The 18,377-nt window shown below is 70.1% G+C and carries 15 protein-coding genes and 2 tRNA genes; 9 read left to right on the top strand and 8 right to left on the bottom strand.

Annotation, left to right across the window (positions count from 1 at the left end):
- Positions 1-717: 717 nt before the first annotated feature.
- A complete protein-coding gene (locus OG241_RS29260; protein WP_405819366.1) occupies positions 718-1,209 on the bottom strand; it encodes a GntR family transcriptional regulator in 492 nt (163 codons plus the stop codon).
- Positions 1,210-1,380: 171 nt separating this feature from the next.
- Between OG241_RS29260 and OG241_RS29255 the strand changes: the two genes are divergently transcribed.
- The 7 genes from OG241_RS29255 (at position 1,381) to xerC (ending at position 7,183) form a co-directional block, all read left to right on the top strand.
- Complete coding sequence (locus tag OG241_RS29255) at positions 1,381-1,731, top strand: hypothetical protein (protein WP_006381100.1); 351 nt, start codon at positions 1,381-1,383, stop codon at positions 1,729-1,731.
- A complete protein-coding gene (locus OG241_RS29250; protein ID WP_405819364.1) occupies positions 1,728-1,940 on the top strand; it encodes a hypothetical protein in 213 nt (70 codons plus the stop codon). Before OG241_RS29255 ends, OG241_RS29250 begins: the two co-directional genes overlap by 4 nt.
- A complete protein-coding gene (locus tag OG241_RS29245) occupies positions 1,937-3,343 on the top strand; it encodes a cell division protein FtsK (RefSeq protein WP_405819362.1) in 1,407 nt (468 codons plus the stop codon). The genes OG241_RS29250 and OG241_RS29245 overlap by 4 nt, the downstream gene beginning before the upstream one ends.
- Before the next feature lie 58 nt (positions 3,344-3,401).
- Complete coding sequence (locus tag OG241_RS29240) at positions 3,402-4,106, top strand: DUF2637 domain-containing protein (RefSeq protein ID WP_405819360.1); 705 nt, start codon at positions 3,402-3,404, stop codon at positions 4,104-4,106.
- Between the two features lie 151 nt (positions 4,107-4,257).
- Positions 4,258-5,721, top strand: coding sequence for a replication initiator (locus tag OG241_RS29235; protein ID WP_405819358.1), 1,464 nt, complete (start codon positions 4,258-4,260; stop codon positions 5,719-5,721).
- A complete protein-coding gene (locus OG241_RS29230) occupies positions 5,718-5,900 on the top strand; it encodes a helix-turn-helix domain-containing protein (RefSeq protein ID WP_105970329.1) in 183 nt (60 codons plus the stop codon). The genes OG241_RS29235 and OG241_RS29230 overlap by 4 nt, the downstream gene beginning before the upstream one ends.
- Positions 5,900-7,183, top strand: a complete 1,284-nt coding sequence (gene xerC, locus OG241_RS29225; RefSeq protein ID WP_405819356.1) for a tyrosine recombinase XerC — start codon at positions 5,900-5,902, stop codon at positions 7,181-7,183. Before OG241_RS29230 ends, xerC begins: the two co-directional genes overlap by 1 nt.
- Before the next feature lie 91 nt (positions 7,184-7,274).
- Here the strand turns inward: xerC and OG241_RS29220 are convergent.
- A tRNA-Arg gene (locus OG241_RS29220) sits at positions 7,275-7,347 on the bottom strand.
- Between the two features lie 173 nt (positions 7,348-7,520).
- A tRNA-Ser gene (locus OG241_RS29215) sits at positions 7,521-7,611 on the bottom strand.
- A gap of 172 nt (positions 7,612-7,783) precedes the next feature.
- Between OG241_RS29215 and OG241_RS29210 the strand changes: the two genes are divergently transcribed.
- Positions 7,784-8,371, top strand: coding sequence for an SSI family serine proteinase inhibitor (locus OG241_RS29210; RefSeq protein WP_405819354.1), 588 nt, complete (start codon positions 7,784-7,786; stop codon positions 8,369-8,371).
- A gap of 258 nt (positions 8,372-8,629) precedes the next feature.
- On the top strand, positions 8,630-13,069 hold the full coding sequence (locus OG241_RS29205) for a PAS domain-containing protein (protein WP_405819352.1): 4,440 nt from the start codon (positions 8,630-8,632) through the stop codon (positions 13,067-13,069).
- 95 nt (positions 13,070-13,164) lie between these two features.
- Here the strand turns inward: OG241_RS29205 and OG241_RS29200 are convergent, their stop codons facing one another.
- The 5 genes from OG241_RS29200 to OG241_RS29180 all read right to left on the bottom strand — a co-directional run bounded on the left by OG241_RS29200 (position 13,165) and on the right by OG241_RS29180 (position 18,368).
- Entirely contained in the window at positions 13,165-14,841 is a 1,677-nt protein-coding gene (locus OG241_RS29200; protein WP_405819350.1) for a long-chain fatty acid--CoA ligase, read from the bottom strand.
- 157 nt (positions 14,842-14,998) lie between these two features.
- Positions 14,999-15,571, bottom strand: a complete 573-nt coding sequence (locus OG241_RS29195; protein ID WP_405819348.1) for a SigE family RNA polymerase sigma factor — start codon at positions 15,569-15,571, stop codon at positions 14,999-15,001.
- A gap of 225 nt (positions 15,572-15,796) precedes the next feature.
- A complete protein-coding gene (locus OG241_RS29190; protein WP_405819347.1) occupies positions 15,797-16,963 on the bottom strand; it encodes a lipid-transfer protein in 1,167 nt (388 codons plus the stop codon).
- The gene (locus OG241_RS29185; RefSeq protein WP_405819346.1) at positions 16,960-17,376 is read right to left on the bottom strand and encodes a MaoC family dehydratase; all 417 of its coding nucleotides are present in this window, start codon (positions 17,374-17,376) and stop codon (positions 16,960-16,962) included. The genes OG241_RS29190 and OG241_RS29185 overlap by 4 nt, the downstream gene beginning before the upstream one ends.
- Positions 17,373-18,368: a bifunctional MaoC family dehydratase N-terminal/OB-fold nucleic acid binding domain-containing protein gene (locus tag OG241_RS29180; RefSeq protein WP_405819344.1), complete on the bottom strand. Its 996-nt coding sequence runs from the start codon at positions 18,366-18,368 to the stop codon at positions 17,373-17,375. Before OG241_RS29180 ends, OG241_RS29185 begins: the two co-directional genes overlap by 4 nt.
- Positions 18,369-18,377 lie beyond the last annotated feature (9 nt).

Below are 18,377 nucleotides of genomic sequence, written 5' to 3'. Positions count from 1 at the left end.
GTGCTCGGATTCGGGTGCGGCGACAACCCCCGTCAGCTGTTGTTGAGTTAGAGAGGACGGCGGTTGAAGGCGGTCATTGGAAGCGCAGTTCTGACCTGCACCACCGAAAGTGAGCCAAGACGGCGAGTGCGCCGAACAATCACCCGTCACGTATGTCTCCAGCAACCCCGTACGGGCATCAGCCACGCTTCCCGGTTTCGAAACGACAGTCACCCTGACGGCGGGGTCGTGCGCGCTCGGGCTCGGCCTGGTCCTGCTCGTGCTCCTGGTGCTCGGGCTGGGCGAGTTGCTTCCTGGCCTGGCTGTCTGCCTTGGCGGTGTTGCGCGCTGAGTGGCCGGGGGCCGCCGCAGCGGTGGCGGAGACAGGGAGCGGCGGCGGCCCGTGGCCGCCAGCGCGCGCGGCACGCCGTAGGCGGGCCGCCTTGATCCAGTAAAGAAACTCTGAACAGCACGCTGGGCAGCAGTCGATCAATCCGGGAGAGGCACGGATGCCGTGGGCAGGCCCCGGCGGTTCGAACAAGTGCGGCACGGAACGACGGCACGTCGGCAAGCGGGGAGCGATGACCGAGCACATACCGGACAACGAAATGGGGTCGACCAGCATTCAGGTCGGGGACACGGATCAAGTAGTCGCGCTGATCGAGGAGATGCGGGCCATGGTCGTTCGCCTTAGTAGGGAGACCAGGGAGTTGCGAGACGAAGTGGCCCAGCTCAGGACTATGGCTTCGGCTGCTGAGCTGCCTTCAACTCCTCGACCTCGCGCCGCAGTTCCTGATGATCAGCACTGAGGGCACGGATCTCGTCACGTAGTGCGGTGAGTACTTCGGCAAGGGTGGTCCCGGCGTCTGCGGCAGCTTCGGTGTCGTCGGGCCCGCCCTCCACCGGCTCGGCCTGGCCGTGCTTCTCGTCCCTGTTCGCCAAGTACCAAACCGGAGCGGTGTAGTTCGCCGAGGGCTCCCCTCCGGCGTTGTGGTCCGCGACGAAGCTGCCGCGACCATGGATCGTGTAGATCAGGCCTTCGTCCCGCAGCACGTTGAGTGCGGACCTCATGGTCATGTTGGCCACGCCAAAGCGTTCCTGTAGCTCGCGGATGGACGGCATCTGCTCGCCCGGCTTGATCCGCCCCTGCAAGATGTCGCGCCGAATCTCGTCGGCAGCGTGCTGATACGGCGGCCGGCGGTCCTGCTTGCTCTCTGACGCGGGGCTCATGGCCCAAGAGTAGCGATTCTTAGCACCCCTAGCACACCCCACTGACATAGGTGGCCTATGTCAGTTGATAGCTAGCTCACCCGATTCACTTGACTCTGCTAGGTCTGCTAGGTTCAATAGAGAGCGCGCCCCACCGCCCCGGTGGAGCGCAACCGAGAGGAATCAACTCCCATGGCACGCATCCGTGTTGGCCTGCTCCCCACCTCTTCGTTCATGGTCGGCACCCTGCCGGTGCCGAAGTACGCGGACCAGGAGAAGACGCAGTTCGCCACCGACCGTGAGACCGGCGCGAAGCTCTACACGATCACCCTCTTCTTCATGGAGGAGGACCGTGCCGAGGCTCTGAAGATCACCGTTCCGGAAACCGGTCTGCCCAACGGGCTCCGGCCCGGTGTCCCGGTCATGCCGGTGGAACTGTTCGCCACTCCGTGGGCGCGCATCTTCAACGGCTCGCTCTCGGACGGCATCGCCTACCGCGCGGGCCGACTGGACCTGGTGGCCCCGGCCGCTGAGGCGGCGTGAGCGGCAGCGCCTTCCGGTCCGGCACTGAGCGCAGCTACCCGCTGCCTCACGCCGGGCCGGGTGCCCAGTCCACCGAGTCGCTCGTGACCTCGGTGGCGGCCGTGCTCGTCGCCTACGGCTACCCCCGCCTCGACACATTGGCGGATCGGGCGGCCCTCGAATCGGCCCTCACGGCCTTCCTCTACAACCCGCTGGAGAGTCACAGGTGAAAGATCCGAACACACCGGCGCAAGGGATCTTCGGTCACGTCCCGCTCGTCGTCGCCCTGGCGCTCGCCGTGCTCGCCGGATGGGCGGCCTGGTGGATAGTCCGCTACGTTCGCGCCGATGCCATGACCCGCCAGTCCATACGGCAGGCCATACGCGTGCGGTGGGGCTGGAAGCGGCTCGCACCGATGCTCAAGCTGTCGGCCACGGACAAGACCCCGACCGCGCTGGCGTCACTGGCGACCACGAACGGCAAGCCCATCAAACCGCGCGTCCTCATTCCCGCCCTGAAGGTGAAGCACGACGCGTATGGCGTGATCGCGCGGGCACAGTGCCTGCCTGGCGTCGGTCTCCAGCAATTCCAGAAGGCGGGCCCACACCTCGCAGACGCCTGGCGCTGCACACGTGTCGCGGTCACCCAGGACAAGCCTGGGCAGGTCCTCATCCGGGGTGTGCGACTGGACCCACTGAAGTTCCCCACCGAGCACCACCCCACGGGTGAGCCTCCGGAGGAGACAGCCCAGTGGGATCTGGGCCTGGACGAGTACGCGCAACCCGTGTCCGTGAACCTCACGCAGGTGCCCGGTGTGACCGTGGCCGGACTTCCCGGCTTCGGCAAGACCAGCCTGATCAACCGGCTGCTCGCCGACTGGTCTCCCTCGCCCGCAGTGCAGTTCGCCTGCGCGGACGGCAAGGTGTCGGCTGCGTACGAAGGTGACTACGCGGACTGGGTCCAGCGCATGTTCGCCTTCGTGGGCGATGACCTGGAAGAGGCCAACAAGCTGTTCCGGCAACTCGTGGAGCTGCGCCGCGCCCGGTCGGCATCGGTGCGCCAGGTACTCGGGGTGAAGTCCATGTGGGACATCGGTCCTTCCGAGAGCTGGCCCCTGGTCGTGCTGATCGTCGACGAAGCGCACACCTACTTCCGCGACCACAAGGGAAGCGACCAGGAGACGAAGAAGCTGGCCGCGCTCGCCGCCGAGAATGCCCGGCTCGTGGAAGACCTGGTGAAGAAGGGCCGGTCCGTGGGACTGCTCGTCATCCTCACCACTCAGAAGTCCACGGGCGACGCGATACCCACCTTCATCCGCGACGTGTGCCCCGTGGGCCTGAGCTTCGCCCAGAAGACAGCTGAAGCCGCCGTGGCCGCTCTCGGTGACGAGATCCGGGAATGGCCGGACGCCAACCCCATCAACCTCCAGGACCCCACCTACGTCGGCGTCGCGTCGATGAACCACCAGTCGCAACCCGGCTTCACCCGCATTCGTACGCCCTACGTACCCGACGCGGAAGCGGCTCGCATCGCCGAAGAGACGGCGAACCTCACCATCGACCCATCGACCCTGCTGGCAGCCTTTATCGGCCCTCGCACGACGGACGTGGATCTCACGAAGCTCGACGCCTGAGCAGGTCGCCCCACCGCCTCGCACGTTCCCGACACCTCAGGAGAGGGGGTGAAAACTCATGCCAGAAGACCGGATCACCCAGCGCACGATCACCGCCGTCATGATCGTCATTGCCGCGCTGGCGTTCGTCTTCTCCTTCGGCAACGTCTGGTCCCTCGCACTCCGCCTCGGCGTCCCCGGCCCGATCGCACCGCTCATCGCCCCAATGGTGGACCTGTCCGTGGTCGGCCTCCTGGTCGCAGTTCGCTACCTCTCCCTGCGCGGCCTTCCGGCCGAACAGATGACGGCCGCGACCCGCCTCATGTCCTTCTCCGGACTACTGACCCTCGCCCTCAACGTCGCCGAACCGATCGTCACCGGACACTACGGCCGCGCCGCCGTCGACGCGGTGGCCCCGCTACTCCTCCTCGGCTGGGGCTCCGTCGGCCCGCAACTCCTCCGCGCCTTCCACACCGTTGCGCGCCCCGCCGCACCGGCTTTCCTGCCGAACAAGACCGAGTCGAAGCCTGAGACAGCTTCTGACACATCCCGCCCTGCGCCTGCGACGCCTCCCACCGTTCCGGTTCCGGCCCCGGTCACTCCGCACGTGGCCCCGGCTCCTGCCTCGCCGGCGGTCAAGGTGCCTGAGCCGCTGCTGACCGAAGCACGCTCCATCGCCACGTCCCACCACACCGAGCACGGCGAACCGATCACGGCGGCCCAGCTCAAGACGCGACTCGGGATCGGCCTGCCCATGGCCACCGCGCTGCACGCCGCTCTGTAGCGCCACCCCCTTCCGCCGGCCTCTCCGCCACTTCCCACCACCGCCCGCCCCTGGGCCCGACCTGCCATGCCTGCGGGCAGCAGCCCGAGCGCACTGAATCGCTGCTGCCCGCAGGGCCCACCCTCGTGCCAGAAGGGACACCCCGCCACCCATGCGCCGCCCCCTCGACCTGCTCCACGTCATCAGCCCCGGCCTGCGGGACCTGGTCGAACTGGCCAACACCGACAACTTCGACCGAGTCACCGAACAGGTCCGCGACCTGCGGGGCTGCACCAGCCCGGTCAACCTGCACGGCTGGACCATCACCACCGACCAGACCACCAACCAAGTGGTCCGCTCCTACCGCTCCGAGGACGAACCCACCGGCCGCCTCCTCACCACCTGCGGCAACCGCCGAGCCTCCCGCTGCCCCGCCTGCTCCCGCCTCTACGCCGCCGACACCTACCACCTGATCAAGGCCGGACTGTCCGGCGGCAAGAACGTCGCCGAAACCGTCCGCGACCACCCCCGCGCCTTCGTCACCCTCACCGCCCCGTCCTTCGGCCCCGTCCACAACCGCCCCACGACCAGCGCGGGCAAGCCCCGCCCCTGCTCCTGCGGCGAAAGCCACGCCCAGGACGCTCCCGAACTCGGCACCCCCCTGCGCCCGTCGCGCTACGACTACAGCGGCGCCGTGCTGTGGAACGCCCACGCCGGGGCCCTGTGGGCACGCTTCACCACCTACCTGCGCCGCGCTCTCGCCGAGCACCTCGGCATGACACAGAAGGCACTCAACGCGGCCCTCCGTATCTCCTTCGCCAAAGTCGCCGAGTACCAACAGCGCGGCCTGGTCCACTTCCACGCGGTCGTCCGATTCGACGGTCCCGACGGCCACACCACCGCGCCCCCGGCCTGGGCCACCTTCGACGCCCTCCATGCGGCTGTCGGCCTGGCGGTCGAGCGTGCCCGGCTCATCGTCGAGTCGGACGCGGTCGGCGAACGCGTCATCCGGTGGGGCGACCGCTTCAAGGTGGATCAGATCTCGGCCTTGGGGGACGGCGAACTCACGGACGCCAAGGTCGCCGGATACGTCGCCAAGTACGCGACCAAGAACGCCGAAGGCGCGGGCACTGTGGACCGCACCCTCGTCTGCCGCCCCTGCGCCGGGCGCGGCTACGTACGCGGCCCCGACGGCTTCCGCGACCTGTGCACCGACTGCGACGGCACCGGCCAAGCCGAACCCCTCACCGATCTCCCCGTGCAGCAGCACGCCCGGCAGATGATCCGCACCGCCTGGGCGCTCGGCCACCTCCCCGAGTTCGCCCACCTCAAGCTCTGGAAGTGGGCCCACATGCTCGGCTTCCGCGGCCACTTCTCCAGCAAATCCCGCGCCTACTCGACCACCCTCGGCGCACTCCGCGACGTACGCAGTGCCTGGCGCACTGCTCAGGCCGATGCTGCCCGCGTCCGGGCCGGCCTTCCGGTCGACGACGAGAACACCACCCTCATCACCGCCTCCTCGTGGACCTACCTCAGCAGCGGCTACCGCCCCGGCGAAGAACTCCTCGCCGCCCAGGTCCGCCACGACAGAGCCCACACCGAACGCCTCAAGCAAGAAGGGCTGCTGCCTGCATGACGACGGCCGTACTCACCGTGGACCAGGTCGCCGAACGTCTCGGCATCAGCCGCTGGAAGGTCCACGACCTGATCCGCTCCCGCGAACTCGCCTCCTTCAAGATCGGCCGCTGCCGACGCATCAGCGAAGCCGCCGTGGACGCCTACGTATCCCACCGCACCGAACAGGAAGCCGCCTGATGGCCACCCCGAAGAAGAACGCCAACAACGAGGGCACCATCTACCAGCGCAAGGACGGTCGTTGGGAAGGCAGTGCCTACGTGCTGACGACGGACGGCACGTACAAGCGGCGCAGCGTCTACGGCAAGACCTGGGGCGAAGCACACGAGAAGCTGACCAAGCTCAAGGCCGACTCCCTGAGCGGTCTCCCGGTAGCCACCAGCAAGATGACGCTGAGCGAGTACCTGGCGTACTGGCTGGCGAACGTCGCCAAGGGCAAGGTCCGCCGGACGACCTACGTCAACTACGAGTCCCTGGTCCGGAACTACGTCACCTCGGAGTTCGGCAAGAAGAAGCTGACCCGACTCACCGCCCGAGACATCCGCGCCTTCCTCACCAAGACGGCGGCCACCTGCCAGTGCTGCGCCCAGGGCAAGGACAAGAACCGCCCGGACCACAAGCGGCGCTGCTGCGCCCTCGGCAAGTGCTGCAAGAAGCTCCCGTCAGATCGGACCGTCCGCTTCCTGCTCGTAATCCTGCGTGCCGCTATCCAGCACGCCGTACGTGAGGACGAACTGCCGCGCAACGTGGCCCGGAACGTGGAGCTGAGCATGGGAACGAAGCGCGAGATAGAACCGCTCACGGCCAAGGAAGGGCGTCAGCTCCTGGCGGCGGCTCGGGAGAACCGCCTGTGGGCCGCGTACGAGCTGGCGGTCCGCATCGGCCTCCGGCGCGGCGAACTGCTGGGCCTGCGCTGGTCGGACCTGGATCTCTACGAAGGAGTGCTCACCGTCCGGCAGGCGCTCCAACGAGTCGGCGGCGAACTGCTGATCGTCGCACCGAAGACTCAGCGCTCAGCCCGCCGCGTGGCCCTGCCTGCTGAGTGTGTGACGGCGCTTCGCGCTCAGCGGGCCCAGCAGATCGCCGACAAGAAGGCAGCGGGGGACAACTGGAAGGAGACTGGACACGATCTCGTCTTCACCACGAAGAACGGGACACCGATCGAGCCGCGCAACATGAACCGCTCCTTCGAAGCGCTGAGCGTCCGCGCCGGCGTCCGCAAGGTCCGCCTGCACGACCTGCGCCACACTTGCGCGTCACTCCTCCACGAACAGGGCGCCGACGCCCGCATGATCATGGAAGTCCTCGGCCACAGTTCGATACGCGTGACCATGGACATCTACACGTTCGTACGGCTCGACTCGCAGCGCTCGGCCTTCGATCGCGTCGGGGATGCCCTGAGGGGTGACGGCAACGGCTCGGACGATGACGACGGCGCGGCCGGTGTCCCGGTTACCGTCTGATCGGCTCGCAAAGGCGGTTGCCGTCAAACCCTGCCGTCAACGCAAAAGCCAGAGGCCCTGTGGATTCCTCCACGGGGCCTCTGGTCTGCTGTGCACTCGGCAGGATTCGAACCTGCAACCTTCTGATCCGTAGTCAGATGCTCTATCCGTTAAGCTACGAGTGCTTGTGTTTTCTGTTGTTTTTGCTCTTCCTTCCGGGGTTTTCGACCCGGTTGGCGTTGCGGGAACAACATTACATGACTGGCGGCGTGAGGTGAAATCCGTTAGTCGCACCCCGCCTGACCTGCGAAAACGGCCGAAGCCCCGGTCGGTGAGGACCAGGGCTTCGGATCAGGTGCGGAGGCGGAGGGATTTGAACCCTCGATGGAGCGTAAACCCCAAACCGCATTAGCAGTGCGGCGCCATAGACCGGACTAGGCGACGCCTCCAGCACAACCTCCCGCGCGAGCGCGAGTGGTGCGTGCAGATGATGACACAGACGAGCGCGGTGTCACCAATCGCCTCCCACGGTACTAGGCAGGTGGGGCGCAGGGCAAAGCCGTTGTGGGGTCGTCGGCACGGCTCGCGCATCGTCCTTCGGGGTCAGGCGTTAGTCAGGTCATGTTCAAGGTCACGTCCAAGGTCATCCCGCACGCTCCTCGTGCCCACGTCCCCCTTCCTCCCTGCGCCCCCACCGCCCCCACCGCCGCCCCCGCCCGCACCCACACCGGCGCTCTCCGCCGCCTCGTCTTCGCCGCCACCGCCGGTGTCTCCCTCGCCGCCGCCTCCGTCTCCGCCGCGCCCACGGCCGCGTACGCCGACGCGGGCCCCCAGGCACGCCCCCTCTCGCCCTTCGCGCCCCTCCTCGCTCCCCTGGGACGCGCCTCCGACCACCTCACCGTCACCGTTCGCGGCACCGGTGGGCGTGGGGACGGGCGGTTCGAGTTGGCCTGTCATCCCGGTGGCGGGAGTCATCCCGACGTCGAGGAAGCCTGTGGGTCGCTCGACCGGGGCGCCCGGTGGGGGAAGGATCCTTTCGCCCCCGTACCCCCCGACAGCGTCTGCACGATGATGTACGGGGGTCCGGCGACCGCTCATGTGACCGGGACGTGGGCCGGGCGTCCTGTCGATGCCACGTTTGACCGCAGCAACGGGTGTCAGATGGCCCGCTGGGACCGGCTCGTACCGCTGCTTCCCGATCTTCGGTGAGCCGCCCGGGCAGGACCCCGACCAGCGGAACAAGGTCTCCGCTGGCCCTCACACCACAGTCGCGGGAGCCCCGTAGCGCATAAGCGGTGTGGAAGGTGCCGTCACAGGGTCTCTGTCACTTCGTCGTGCGACCTCCCTCTCATCCGGCGTCGCGAGCGCAACCACTGCCCTTAGACTCCCTCGCGTGACACGTTGCGGGCCGGTAGGCAAGATGGCGTCCGCGGTAGGCAAGGTGCGGTAACAGGGAGGAAGCGTCTCGTGAGCAGCAGGCCATCCCGAGGCGCTGCTCGCCTCGCAGCCATACTCGACGCGCTGCCCGATGCGTTGGTGCTGGTCAACGCCAATGGGACCGTCGTCAACGCCAATACGATCGCTCTCGCCGCGTTCGAGACGCCGGGCACCGCCCTCGTCGGGCGCGGGCTGCTCGATCTGCTGCCGCAGTTCGACTCGCGGCTGATCCCCGGCACCATGCGGCGGCCCGATTCCATGGACCCGCACGGGCAGACCAAGCCGACCCGGATGATCGCCCGGCGGACGGACGGGACCGAGTTCCCCGTCGAGGTCACCAGTGCGAATCTCGAGAACGGCCAGCAGGCCTACGACAGCTACGGCTACACCAATGACGAGCTGCTCATGCTCGTCGTACGCGATCTGTCCGGCACCGTCGACACCGAGGCCGAACTCGCGCGTTCGCAACGTCAGACCGAGATGATCCTGCGTGCCGCGGCGGAAGGTGTCGTCGGTACGGACACCGAGGGACGGGTCGTTCTCGTCAATCCGGCCGCCGCTCAGATACTCGGTTACCGGGCCAGCGATCTCGGCGGGCGCGAGCTGCACACCCTCGTCCTGCACTCGCGTGCCGACGGTGAGCCCTTCCCGTACGGCGAGTCGCCGCTTGCCGACACCCTACGGTCCGGGCGCAAGCACCGGGTGCGCGGGCAGGTGCTGTGGTCCAAGAGCGGGGACAAGGTCTCCGTCGATCTGACGACCGCACCCGTCCGGGACGGCGACCAGCTCGTCGGCGCCGTGATGACCTTCACCGACCGGCGTCCGTACGACTCCCTCGCGGAGGAGAAGGACGCCGCCGACAAGCTGCACGAGGCAGAGCTGGAGCGGGTCGCCGAGGAGCACGCCTCCGAGCTCACCTCCCTGCGCCAGAAGCACGTCGCCGAGATCGAGCAGCTGCGCGAGGAGCACGAGGAGGAACTCGCGGCCGGTGAGGACCGGTACGCGGCGCTCGCGGAGCGCGAGAAGGACCGGTACGAGGCGCTGGCCGGCCGGCAGGAGCAGTTGCTCGTCCTGCTCGGGCGTTCGCTGCGCGGACCCCTCGACGAGCTGCGCCGCGAACTGGCCACCCTCGCCGCGGACGACGCCGGGCAGCTGTGGCCCGAGGCCAACCAGGTGCTGCACCATCTGTCGGCCGGTTACTCGCGCATCACCACATTGGTCGACAACGTCCTCGCCTACCAGCGGCTGGACACGGGCGTCGACTCCGTCACCCGTACGAAGGTGATGCTCGACGCGGTCGTCGCCGCCGGGGTCGACGGGGCCGTCGAACTGATCGGGCCCGGGCGCGTCCAGTTCGCCGTGCACGCGCCGCCCATCGAGGCCGAGGTCGACCCGCAGCGCCTCGCCACCGCCCTCGCGCACCTCGTCGCGGACGTCGCCGGTGTCGACGCGACCGGCAACTCGCCGGCGTCCGCGGGCGGCTATCTGGACAACACGGTGGTCGTGGCCGCCGCGCAGCGCGGTGAGGTCGTACGGATCGAGGTGCGCGGGCCGTACACCGGGGGAGACCCGGTGCACGAGCCGATCGTGCGCGGGATCGTGCGCGCCCACGGCGGAGTGCTGCAGACGCACGAGGTACCGGGCATGAGCGGCAGCGCGTACGTCCTTGAGGTGCCCATCGGGGGCGGGGCGGGCGCGGTCGTCGCCGAGGACGCGCGGACGGGCGTCGGCGCCGAACTGGCCCTGCCCGAGCAGGAACCGGCCGGCGGCGACAGCAACGGCGACGGTGGTGGTGTCAGCGGGCGCCGCCGGGCCCGGCGGTCCTCCGTGGACGCCTTCCTGGAGGCCGATCTCCCGGAGGGCGCCCCCGAGGCCGACGCGGAGCCCGGTGACTCCGGCGACGAGGTGGTCGCGCCCACCGGGCGGCGCCGGAGGCGTGCGGCCGAGGAGGCCGCCGCCGCTGCCGCGCCCCAGCCCAACTCACCGGCACAGGAACAGGCGCAGGCGCACCCCCAGGCGCAGCCCTCGGGCGACGGGGACGGCGGTACGGGGCGTCGGCGCGGTCGGCCCAGCCCTGTCGACGCGGGCGATGCGAACGGGGGCGGTGTCTCCACCGGCGCCGTCGTCATGGCGGGCGAGCACGGCGCGGGCACCGCTGCCGCGGGCTCCGGCCTGGGCGGTACGGTGCCGCCCCAGGGCGTGCCCGGCGCTCCGGCGCGGCGCGGCGGGGGCGAGCAGCACGCGTTGCCGCCCGCCCTGCCCGCGGCTCCTTCCGCGGCCACCGGTGCGGAGGGCGCTGCCGACGAGGGCGCGGACGGGCAGCCGACCGGGCGCCGTCGCCGGGCCCTTGCGGCGGCGGCCGAGCGCGGCAACGCGCAGGAGGCGGGCCCACGTCCGGTGTTCGCGCTGCCTCCGGCCGAGGCCGACCGGACGGACCAGGGCGCCCCCGTGGCCCCCGGCGGACCCGCCGGGCCGGTCGGCGACCAGTTCGACGACGGTGGCCGTCATGACGGGCTCACGCACGATCCCGACGACGACCACACCCCGCCGCAGCCTCACCCCACCTCCGCCCCGACCGGTCGCCGCCGTGCGCGCCAGGCCCCGGAGCAGCCGGGGGCCGTGCCTCCGGGCGGGATTCCCGGCCAGGCGGCTCCCGTACAAGCGGCTCCGGTTCAGGCCGCTGCCGTTCCGCCGGGCGGCGTACCGGCCCAGGGGCAGGCACTGGGTCAGGGGCAGGCGGTTCCGGCGGCGCAGGCCGCCCAGGTCGCCCAGGCGGTGGCCGGACAGGCGGTTCCCGCCCAGGGGCTTCCCGCGCAGCCGGCGCTCGGGCAGCCCGTGCCCGGGCAGGCGCTCCCGGGTCAGCCGCTCCCCGGTCAGGCCGTCCCGGCACAGGGTGTCCAGGGGCAGCAGGTTCCCCAACAGGTAGTCCAGCAGGCCCCCCAGGCCATTCCTCAGGGCGCTCCCCAGGTCGCTCCCCAGCAGGTTCCGGCGCAAGGACTCGCCCCCGGCCAGGCGATCCCGGCCCAGGCCGCTCCCGTCGGCCAGCCCCAGCAGCAACCCCAGCCGTGGCCCCCGGCCGACGACGACACCCCGGACGCCGGAACCGCCGCCCAGGCGGCAGGCGCCCCCCTTCCTCCCGAGCGGGCTGCGCAGCCCCGGCTCGGACAGGCGCTCCCCGTCGAGGCCGCATCGCCGGTCGACCCGAACTCGACGCAGGGTCGGGCGATCAGTGTGCGGACCCTCGGGCAGGGAGTGGCGTTCAGCCGGCAGGCGGCGCAGGTCCAGACGCCGGGCCAGCCGCAGACCGCGACGCCCCCGCACGGCACCAACGGCTCGAACGGCTCGGGTCGTCGCCGCAAGCTCGGTACCCGCCCCGAGCCCGCCGGTCAGCCGGAGTCGACCGCCCGTCCGCACCCGCAGTCGGGCCAGGCCGCGCCCGCCACGCCCCCGGCGGCACAGGTCGCGCCCGCCGCCCCGGCCCAGCCCTCGCCGGCCGGTCAGGCGCCGCTGCCGGGTCAGCCGTCCCTCGCCGGGCAGGTGCCGTTGCCCGCGCAGCCCTCGCTCGCCGGGCAGACCCAGCTCGCGCCGGGCGCTCCACGCCTCCCCGGGTTCACCGAGGGGGCCGGGCGCTCGTACGCCATAGGGGCACCGGACGAGAACGCCGCCGAGGGGCCCGAGCCGCTCGACGGGCCCGGCGGAGCCGTCGAGGTCTCCGACCAGCCACAGCCGCGGCCCATGGACGACGAGTTGCCGCCGGAACCGCTGGACAACCCGCGTCGGCTGCTGGTGTGGCCCGCGCCGGACGTCACGACGCAGCAGGCGCTCAGCGACCGCGGGTACCGGCCCGTCATCGTGCACTCGCGCGAGGAGGTCAACGCGCAGATCGCGGCCTTCCCGGCGGCGCTGTTCGTGGATCCGCTGACCGGGCCGATCACCCGGACCGCTCTCCAGTCGCTGCGCCAGGCCGCCGTGGCCGCCGAGGTGCCGGTCCTGGTCACGGCCGGCCTCGGACAGGCGACACGCGAGGCGGCGTACGGCGCCGATCCCGCCGTACTCCTGAAGGCGCTCGCCCCACGTGACAGTGAGCAGCATCCGCCGCGGGTACTGCTCATCGAGGAGCACGCGGAGATCGCGCTCGCGCTGACGGCGACGCTGGAGCGGCGCGGGATGCAGGTCGCACGGGCCGCCAGTGACGCCGACGCGGTCACCCTGGCCTCGCAGTTGCGGCCGAACCTGGTGGTCATGGACCTGCTGCAGGTAAAGCGCCGCAGGGCCGGAATCGTGGACTGGCTGCGGGCGAACGGGCAGTTGAACCGCACCCCGCTGGTCGTCTACACGGCCGCCGTCGATCAGGCCGACCTGCCGAGGCTTGCCTCGGGCGAGACGGTGCTGTTCCTCGCCGAAAGGTCCACCAGCACCGAGGTGCAGGACCGGATCGTCGACCTGCTCGCCCGTATCGGCACCAATTAGCGGCACTGACCAAAAGCGTTAAAAGGCATCAATCGGCATATATTTGCACCGGGGTTGGGGCAGTGTTTCACGTGAAACACTGCCCCAAGCCACGCTCAGAGCTTGGTGACGTCCAACTCGCCCTCCGCGTACCGCTTGCGCAGGACCTTCTTGTCGAACTTGCCGACGCTCGTCTTCGGTACCGACTCGATGATCGTCCAGCGCTCCGGGAGCTGCCACTTGGCGATCTTGCCCTCCTCGGCGAGGAAGGCGCGCAGTGACGTGAAGTCGGCGGTGGAACCCTCCGACAGTACGACCGTGGCCAGCGGGCGTTCGCCCCACTTGTCGTCGGGGACGGCCACGACAGCCGCCTCCATGACGTCGGGGTGAGCCATGAGCGCGTTCTCCAGGTCGACGGACGAGATCCACTCGCCGCCGGACTTGATGACGTCCTTGGCGCGGTCGGTGAGCGTCAGGAAGCCGTCGGGGCTGATGGTGCCCACGTCGCCCGTCTTGAGCCAGCCGTCCTCGCTGAACTTGTCGGCGGGGCGCAGAGGTTCGCCGTCGGGGCCGTTGTAGTAGGAGCCCGCGATCCACGGGCCGCGTACCTCCAGCTCGCCCGCAGATTCGCCGTCCCAGGGGAGCCGTTCGCCGCCGGGGCCGCTCAGCCGGGCCTCGACGCTCGTCGGGAAGCGGCCCTGCGTGAGTCGGTACGCGAACTCCTCGTCCGTACCCACCGCATGGGCCGGCGGCCGGGCGATCGTGCCGAGCGGGGAGGTCTCCGTCATGCCCCAGGCGTGGCAGACGCGCATACCCAGCTTGTCGAAGGCGGCCATGAGGGAGGGCGGGCAGGCGGCGCCGCCGATGGTGACCTGGGTGAGGGACGAGACGTCCCGGGGGTTCGCGGTGAGCTCCAGAAGGAGGCCCTGCCAGATGGTGGGGACGGCGGCGGCGTGCGTCGGCCGGATCCTCTCGATCATCTCGGCGAGCGGGGCGGGCTGCAGGAACCGGTCCGGCATCAGCATGTTGACGCCGGTCATGAAGGTCGCGTGGGGCAGCCCCCAGGCGTTGACATGGAACTGGGGGACGACGACGAGCGAGGTGTCCTGGTCGGTCAGGCCCATGGACTGCGCCATGTTGACCTGCATGGAGTGCAGGTAGATGGAACGGTGGCTGTACACCACGCCCTTGGGGTCGCCGGTCGTCCCGGAGGTGTAACACATGGCCGCGGCCGTACGTTCGTCCAGCTCGGGCCAGTCGTAGCCGGTCGGCTTCCCGGCGATGAGCTCCTCGTACTCGTGCACGCGCGCGTGGGACCCGGCGAGGCTGGAACGGTCACCGGGGCCGGAGACCACGACATGCTCGACCGTCTTGAGGTGCGGGAGCAGCGGGGCGAGCAGCGGCAGCAGGGAGCCGTCCGCGATGACCACCTTGTCGGCGGCGTGGTTGACGATCCAGGCCAACTGCTCAGGGGGCAGTCGCAGGTTGAGGGTGTGCAGGACCGCGCCCATGGAGGGGATCGCGAAGTAGGCCTCGACGTGCTCGGGGTGGTTCCACATCAAGGTCGCCACACGGTCGTCGCCGGTGACTCCGAGGTCGTCGCGCAGGGCGTGTGCGAGCTGTGCCGTACGGGCCCCGATCTCGGCGAAGGAGCGGCGCCGCGGCTCGGCCTCGCCGGTCCAGGTGATCACCTGCGAGTCGCCGTGGATCGTCGACCCATGGGTCAGGATCCTTGAGATCAGCAGCGGTACGTCCTGCATGGTGCTCAGCACGGCGTCCTCCCGGGGCTTCATTGCCTACTCGGTGGTAAAGGTTCTGCTGATTCTGCGCACATACCGAGCGGTACGTCACTAGGAGAGAGTGATCGATCAGATCACGTCCTGCCTGGGGAACTACCAGCGATCACCAGAGGTTCCCGTTCGGGAACCAACATGCGGAGCCGAAGCGGAACTACCGGGCGAGAACCAGCTCGGGGTCCTCGCGCAGCTTGCCCAGCGCGCGTGAGACGGCCGACTTGACCGTGCCCACCGACACCCCGAGCACCTCGGCCGTCTGGACCTCGCTCAGGTCCTCGTAGTACCGCAGCACCACCATCGCGCGCTGCCGCGCCGGCAGTTTCATGATCGCGCGCCACATCGCGTCGTGGAGCACCTGGTGCTCGGCCGGGTCGCCGACCGGCGTCCCCTCGGGCTCGGGCAGCTCGTCGCAGACGAACTCGTCGACCTTCCGCTTCCGCCACTGCGACGTCCGCGTGTTCAGCAGCGCCCGGCGGACATAGCCGTCCAGCGCACGGTGGTCCTCGATGCGCTCCCACGCGACGTACGTCTTGGTGAGCGCGGTCTGCAACAGGTCCTCCGCGTCGCTCGGGTTCGCCGTGAGCGACCGGGCGGTGCGCAGCAGCACCGGGCGGCGGGCCTTCACGTACGACGAGAACGACGGGTACGAGGTGTACGACGCGAACGACAGGGTCTGCGTCGCCGGCGTAGCCGCGTCCGAAGCGCTGGTGCAGACGAGTGTGGTCATGGCTCTACGCTAGGTTCGCCCCCTACTCGGGCGGATCGGCCGCAGGTCCCGAAGCCGCGTCCGCCTCAGGTTGTAGGAGGGGGGCTGCCTCCACCTCCTGAAGGTGGAGGCCGAGTACGGGGCTATGAGGGTTCACCCCTGAGGGGTGGTACGACGGTATTACGGAGGCTGCTCCTCCAGTAGGAGGGCCGGCCCCGGCCCCGGCGGCGGACCGGACGGTCGCGCTCATCCGGCGGTCGCCAGCACCAGCCCCGAGGTCGGAACCCCCGTACCCGCCGTGACCAGCGCTCTTTCCACGCCTGGCACCTGGTTCACGGAGGTCCCGCGGAGTTGTCGTACCGCCTCCGCGATGCCGTTCATGCCATGCAGGTACGCCTCCCCGAGCTGACCCCCGTGCGTGTTCAGGGGCAGCCCCTCGGCCGCGACGAAATCCGCCGCCTCGCCCGGCGCGCAGAAGCCGAACTCCTCCAGCTGCATCAGCACGAACGGCGTGAAGTGGTCGTAGATGATGGCGACGTCGATGTCGGCCGGGCCCACCCCGGCGGTCCGCCACAGCTGGCGCGCCACCACGCCCATCTCGGGGAGCCCGGTGAGGTCGTCACGGTAGAAGCTGGTCATCTGCTCCTGCGCGCGCCCCGCGCCCTGGGCCGCCGCCGCGACGACGACGGACGGGTGCCGCAGTTCGCGCGCCCGTTCGACAGAGGTGACGACGACCGCCTGGCCGCCGTCCGTCTCCTGGCAGCAGTCCAGCAGCCGCAGCGGCTCGGCGATCCAGCGCGAGGCGGCGTGGTCGGCGAGGGTGATGGGCCGGCCGTGGAACCAGGCGGCCGGATTGGTCGCCGCGTACTTCCGGCCACGGACGGCGACCTGTCCGAACGCCTCCGCGGACAGCCCGTACGTGTGCAGGTACCGCTGCGCCGACATCGCCACCCAGGAGGCGGGCGTGAGCAGCCCGAACGGCAGCGACCAGCCGAGCGCCACCCCCTCGGCCGACGGCTCCCGCCGCTGCACCCCCGACCCGAAGCGCCTGCCCGACCGTTCGTTGAAGGCCCGGTAGCAGACGACGACCTCGGCCACCCCAGCCGCGACGGCGAGCGCTGCCTGCTGCACGGTCGCGCAGGCGGCGCCTCCGCCGTAGTGGACCCGGGAGAAGAAGGACAGCTCCCCGATCCCGGCGGCCTGCGCGACGGTGATCTCCGGGCTGGTGTCCATCGTGAACGTGACCATGCCGTCCACGTCGGCAGGCGCCAGCCCGGCGTCGTCGAGCGCGGCCCGCACCGCCTCCACGGCCAGCCGCAGTTCGCTGCGTCCCGAGTCCTTGGAGAACTCGGTGGCCCCGATACCGACGACGGCCGCACGGCCGCCGAGGTCGTCGCGCGCGTGCAGGGTCACGGGGTGCCTTCCGAGGCCGAGGGAGGTAGGGAGTGGGGTACGGAGACGGTCACCGTTCCGGACACATGGCGGCCGATCCCGTTCGCTCCGAGGACGCGTACGACGGCTGTGTCGCCATCGACGTCCTCGATACGGCCGGTCAACACCATGGTGTCGCCCGGGTAGTTGGGGGCGCCGAGGCGGATGGCGACCTTGCGCAGGACGGCGGCGGGTCCGAAGCAGTCGGTGATGTACCGGCCCACCAGGCCGTTCGTGGTGAGGATGTTCATGAAGATGTCGGGGGACCCCTTCGCCCGCGCCGACTCGGCGTCGTGGTGCACGTCCTGGAAGTCGCGGGACGCGATCGCCCCGGCGACGATCAGCGTGCGCGTGACCGCGATCTCCAGCGGCGGCAGTTCGTCCCCGGCCCTCATCCGCCCACCTCCGCGGGCAGGTCGCCCCGGAACACCGGAAGCTCCGGCTGCCCCTCCTCGTACCGTACGAACTCCAGCCGCACCGGCATCCCGATCCGCACCTTGTCGTACGGCACGCCCACCACGTTGCTGACGATCCGCACGCCCTCCGCGAGCTCGATCAACCCGACCGCGTAGGGCGGGTCGAAGGCCGGGAAGGGCGGGTGGTGCAGGACCACGTACGAGAAGACGGTGCCCTCGCCGGACGCCTCGACGGTGTCCCACTCACCGTTGCCGCAGGCGTTGCACCCCGGCAGCCAGGGGAAACGGAGGGTACGGCAGCCGAGACAGCGTTGAATGAGCAGCCGGCGCCGCTCGACCCCGTCCCAGAATCCGGCGTTGTCCCGGTTGATGACGGGGCGGGGGCGCGTGGCCGTGGGTTTCTTCTGACCCTCAGGTGGCTCGGTCGACTCGGGCGCGCGCGAGGGGGCGTATGCGCGTACCGGCGCGTACTTGAGGATCCGGAAGCGATGGGTGCCCACCGGCTCACCATCCACTCGTACATCCGTCCGGGTCGTGACGAAGTACCCGGTGCCGAGCTTGGTGGTCTTGGGCCCGGAGACCGACTCGACGACGGAGTCGAAGGCGACCCGGTCCCCCGGCCGCAGGGGCCGCAGATACTCCTGCTCGCAGTCGGTGGCGACGACCGAGGTGCAGCCCACGCCGTCGAGGAGGTCGAGCAGCTCCTCGTACGCGGCCGAGCGGCCCGGATTCCCGGAGAGGCCGCCCATGGTCCACACCTGGAGCATGGCGGGCGGCGCGACGGCGTCCGGCCCGGAGTACGCCGCACTGGTGTCGCCCAGTGCCTCGCACCAGTGCCGGATCATCGGCTCGTTGACGGGATCCTTGGCGACACCGCCGACGACGGCGGGGCGCCCTTCGAACGCGGCCAGGAGTGGGGCGAGTTGATCGCGTGACGGAGGGCTGGGGGGACGGCCAGGTAGGTGACTCACGGTTTCTGA

Origin of the sequence: Streptomyces sp. NBC_01390 (genome assembly GCF_045040105.1) — a bacterium.
Lineage (GTDB): Bacteria > Actinomycetota > Actinomycetes > Streptomycetales > Streptomycetaceae > Streptomyces.
This window is presented reverse-complemented; position numbering and strand designations above follow the sequence as displayed.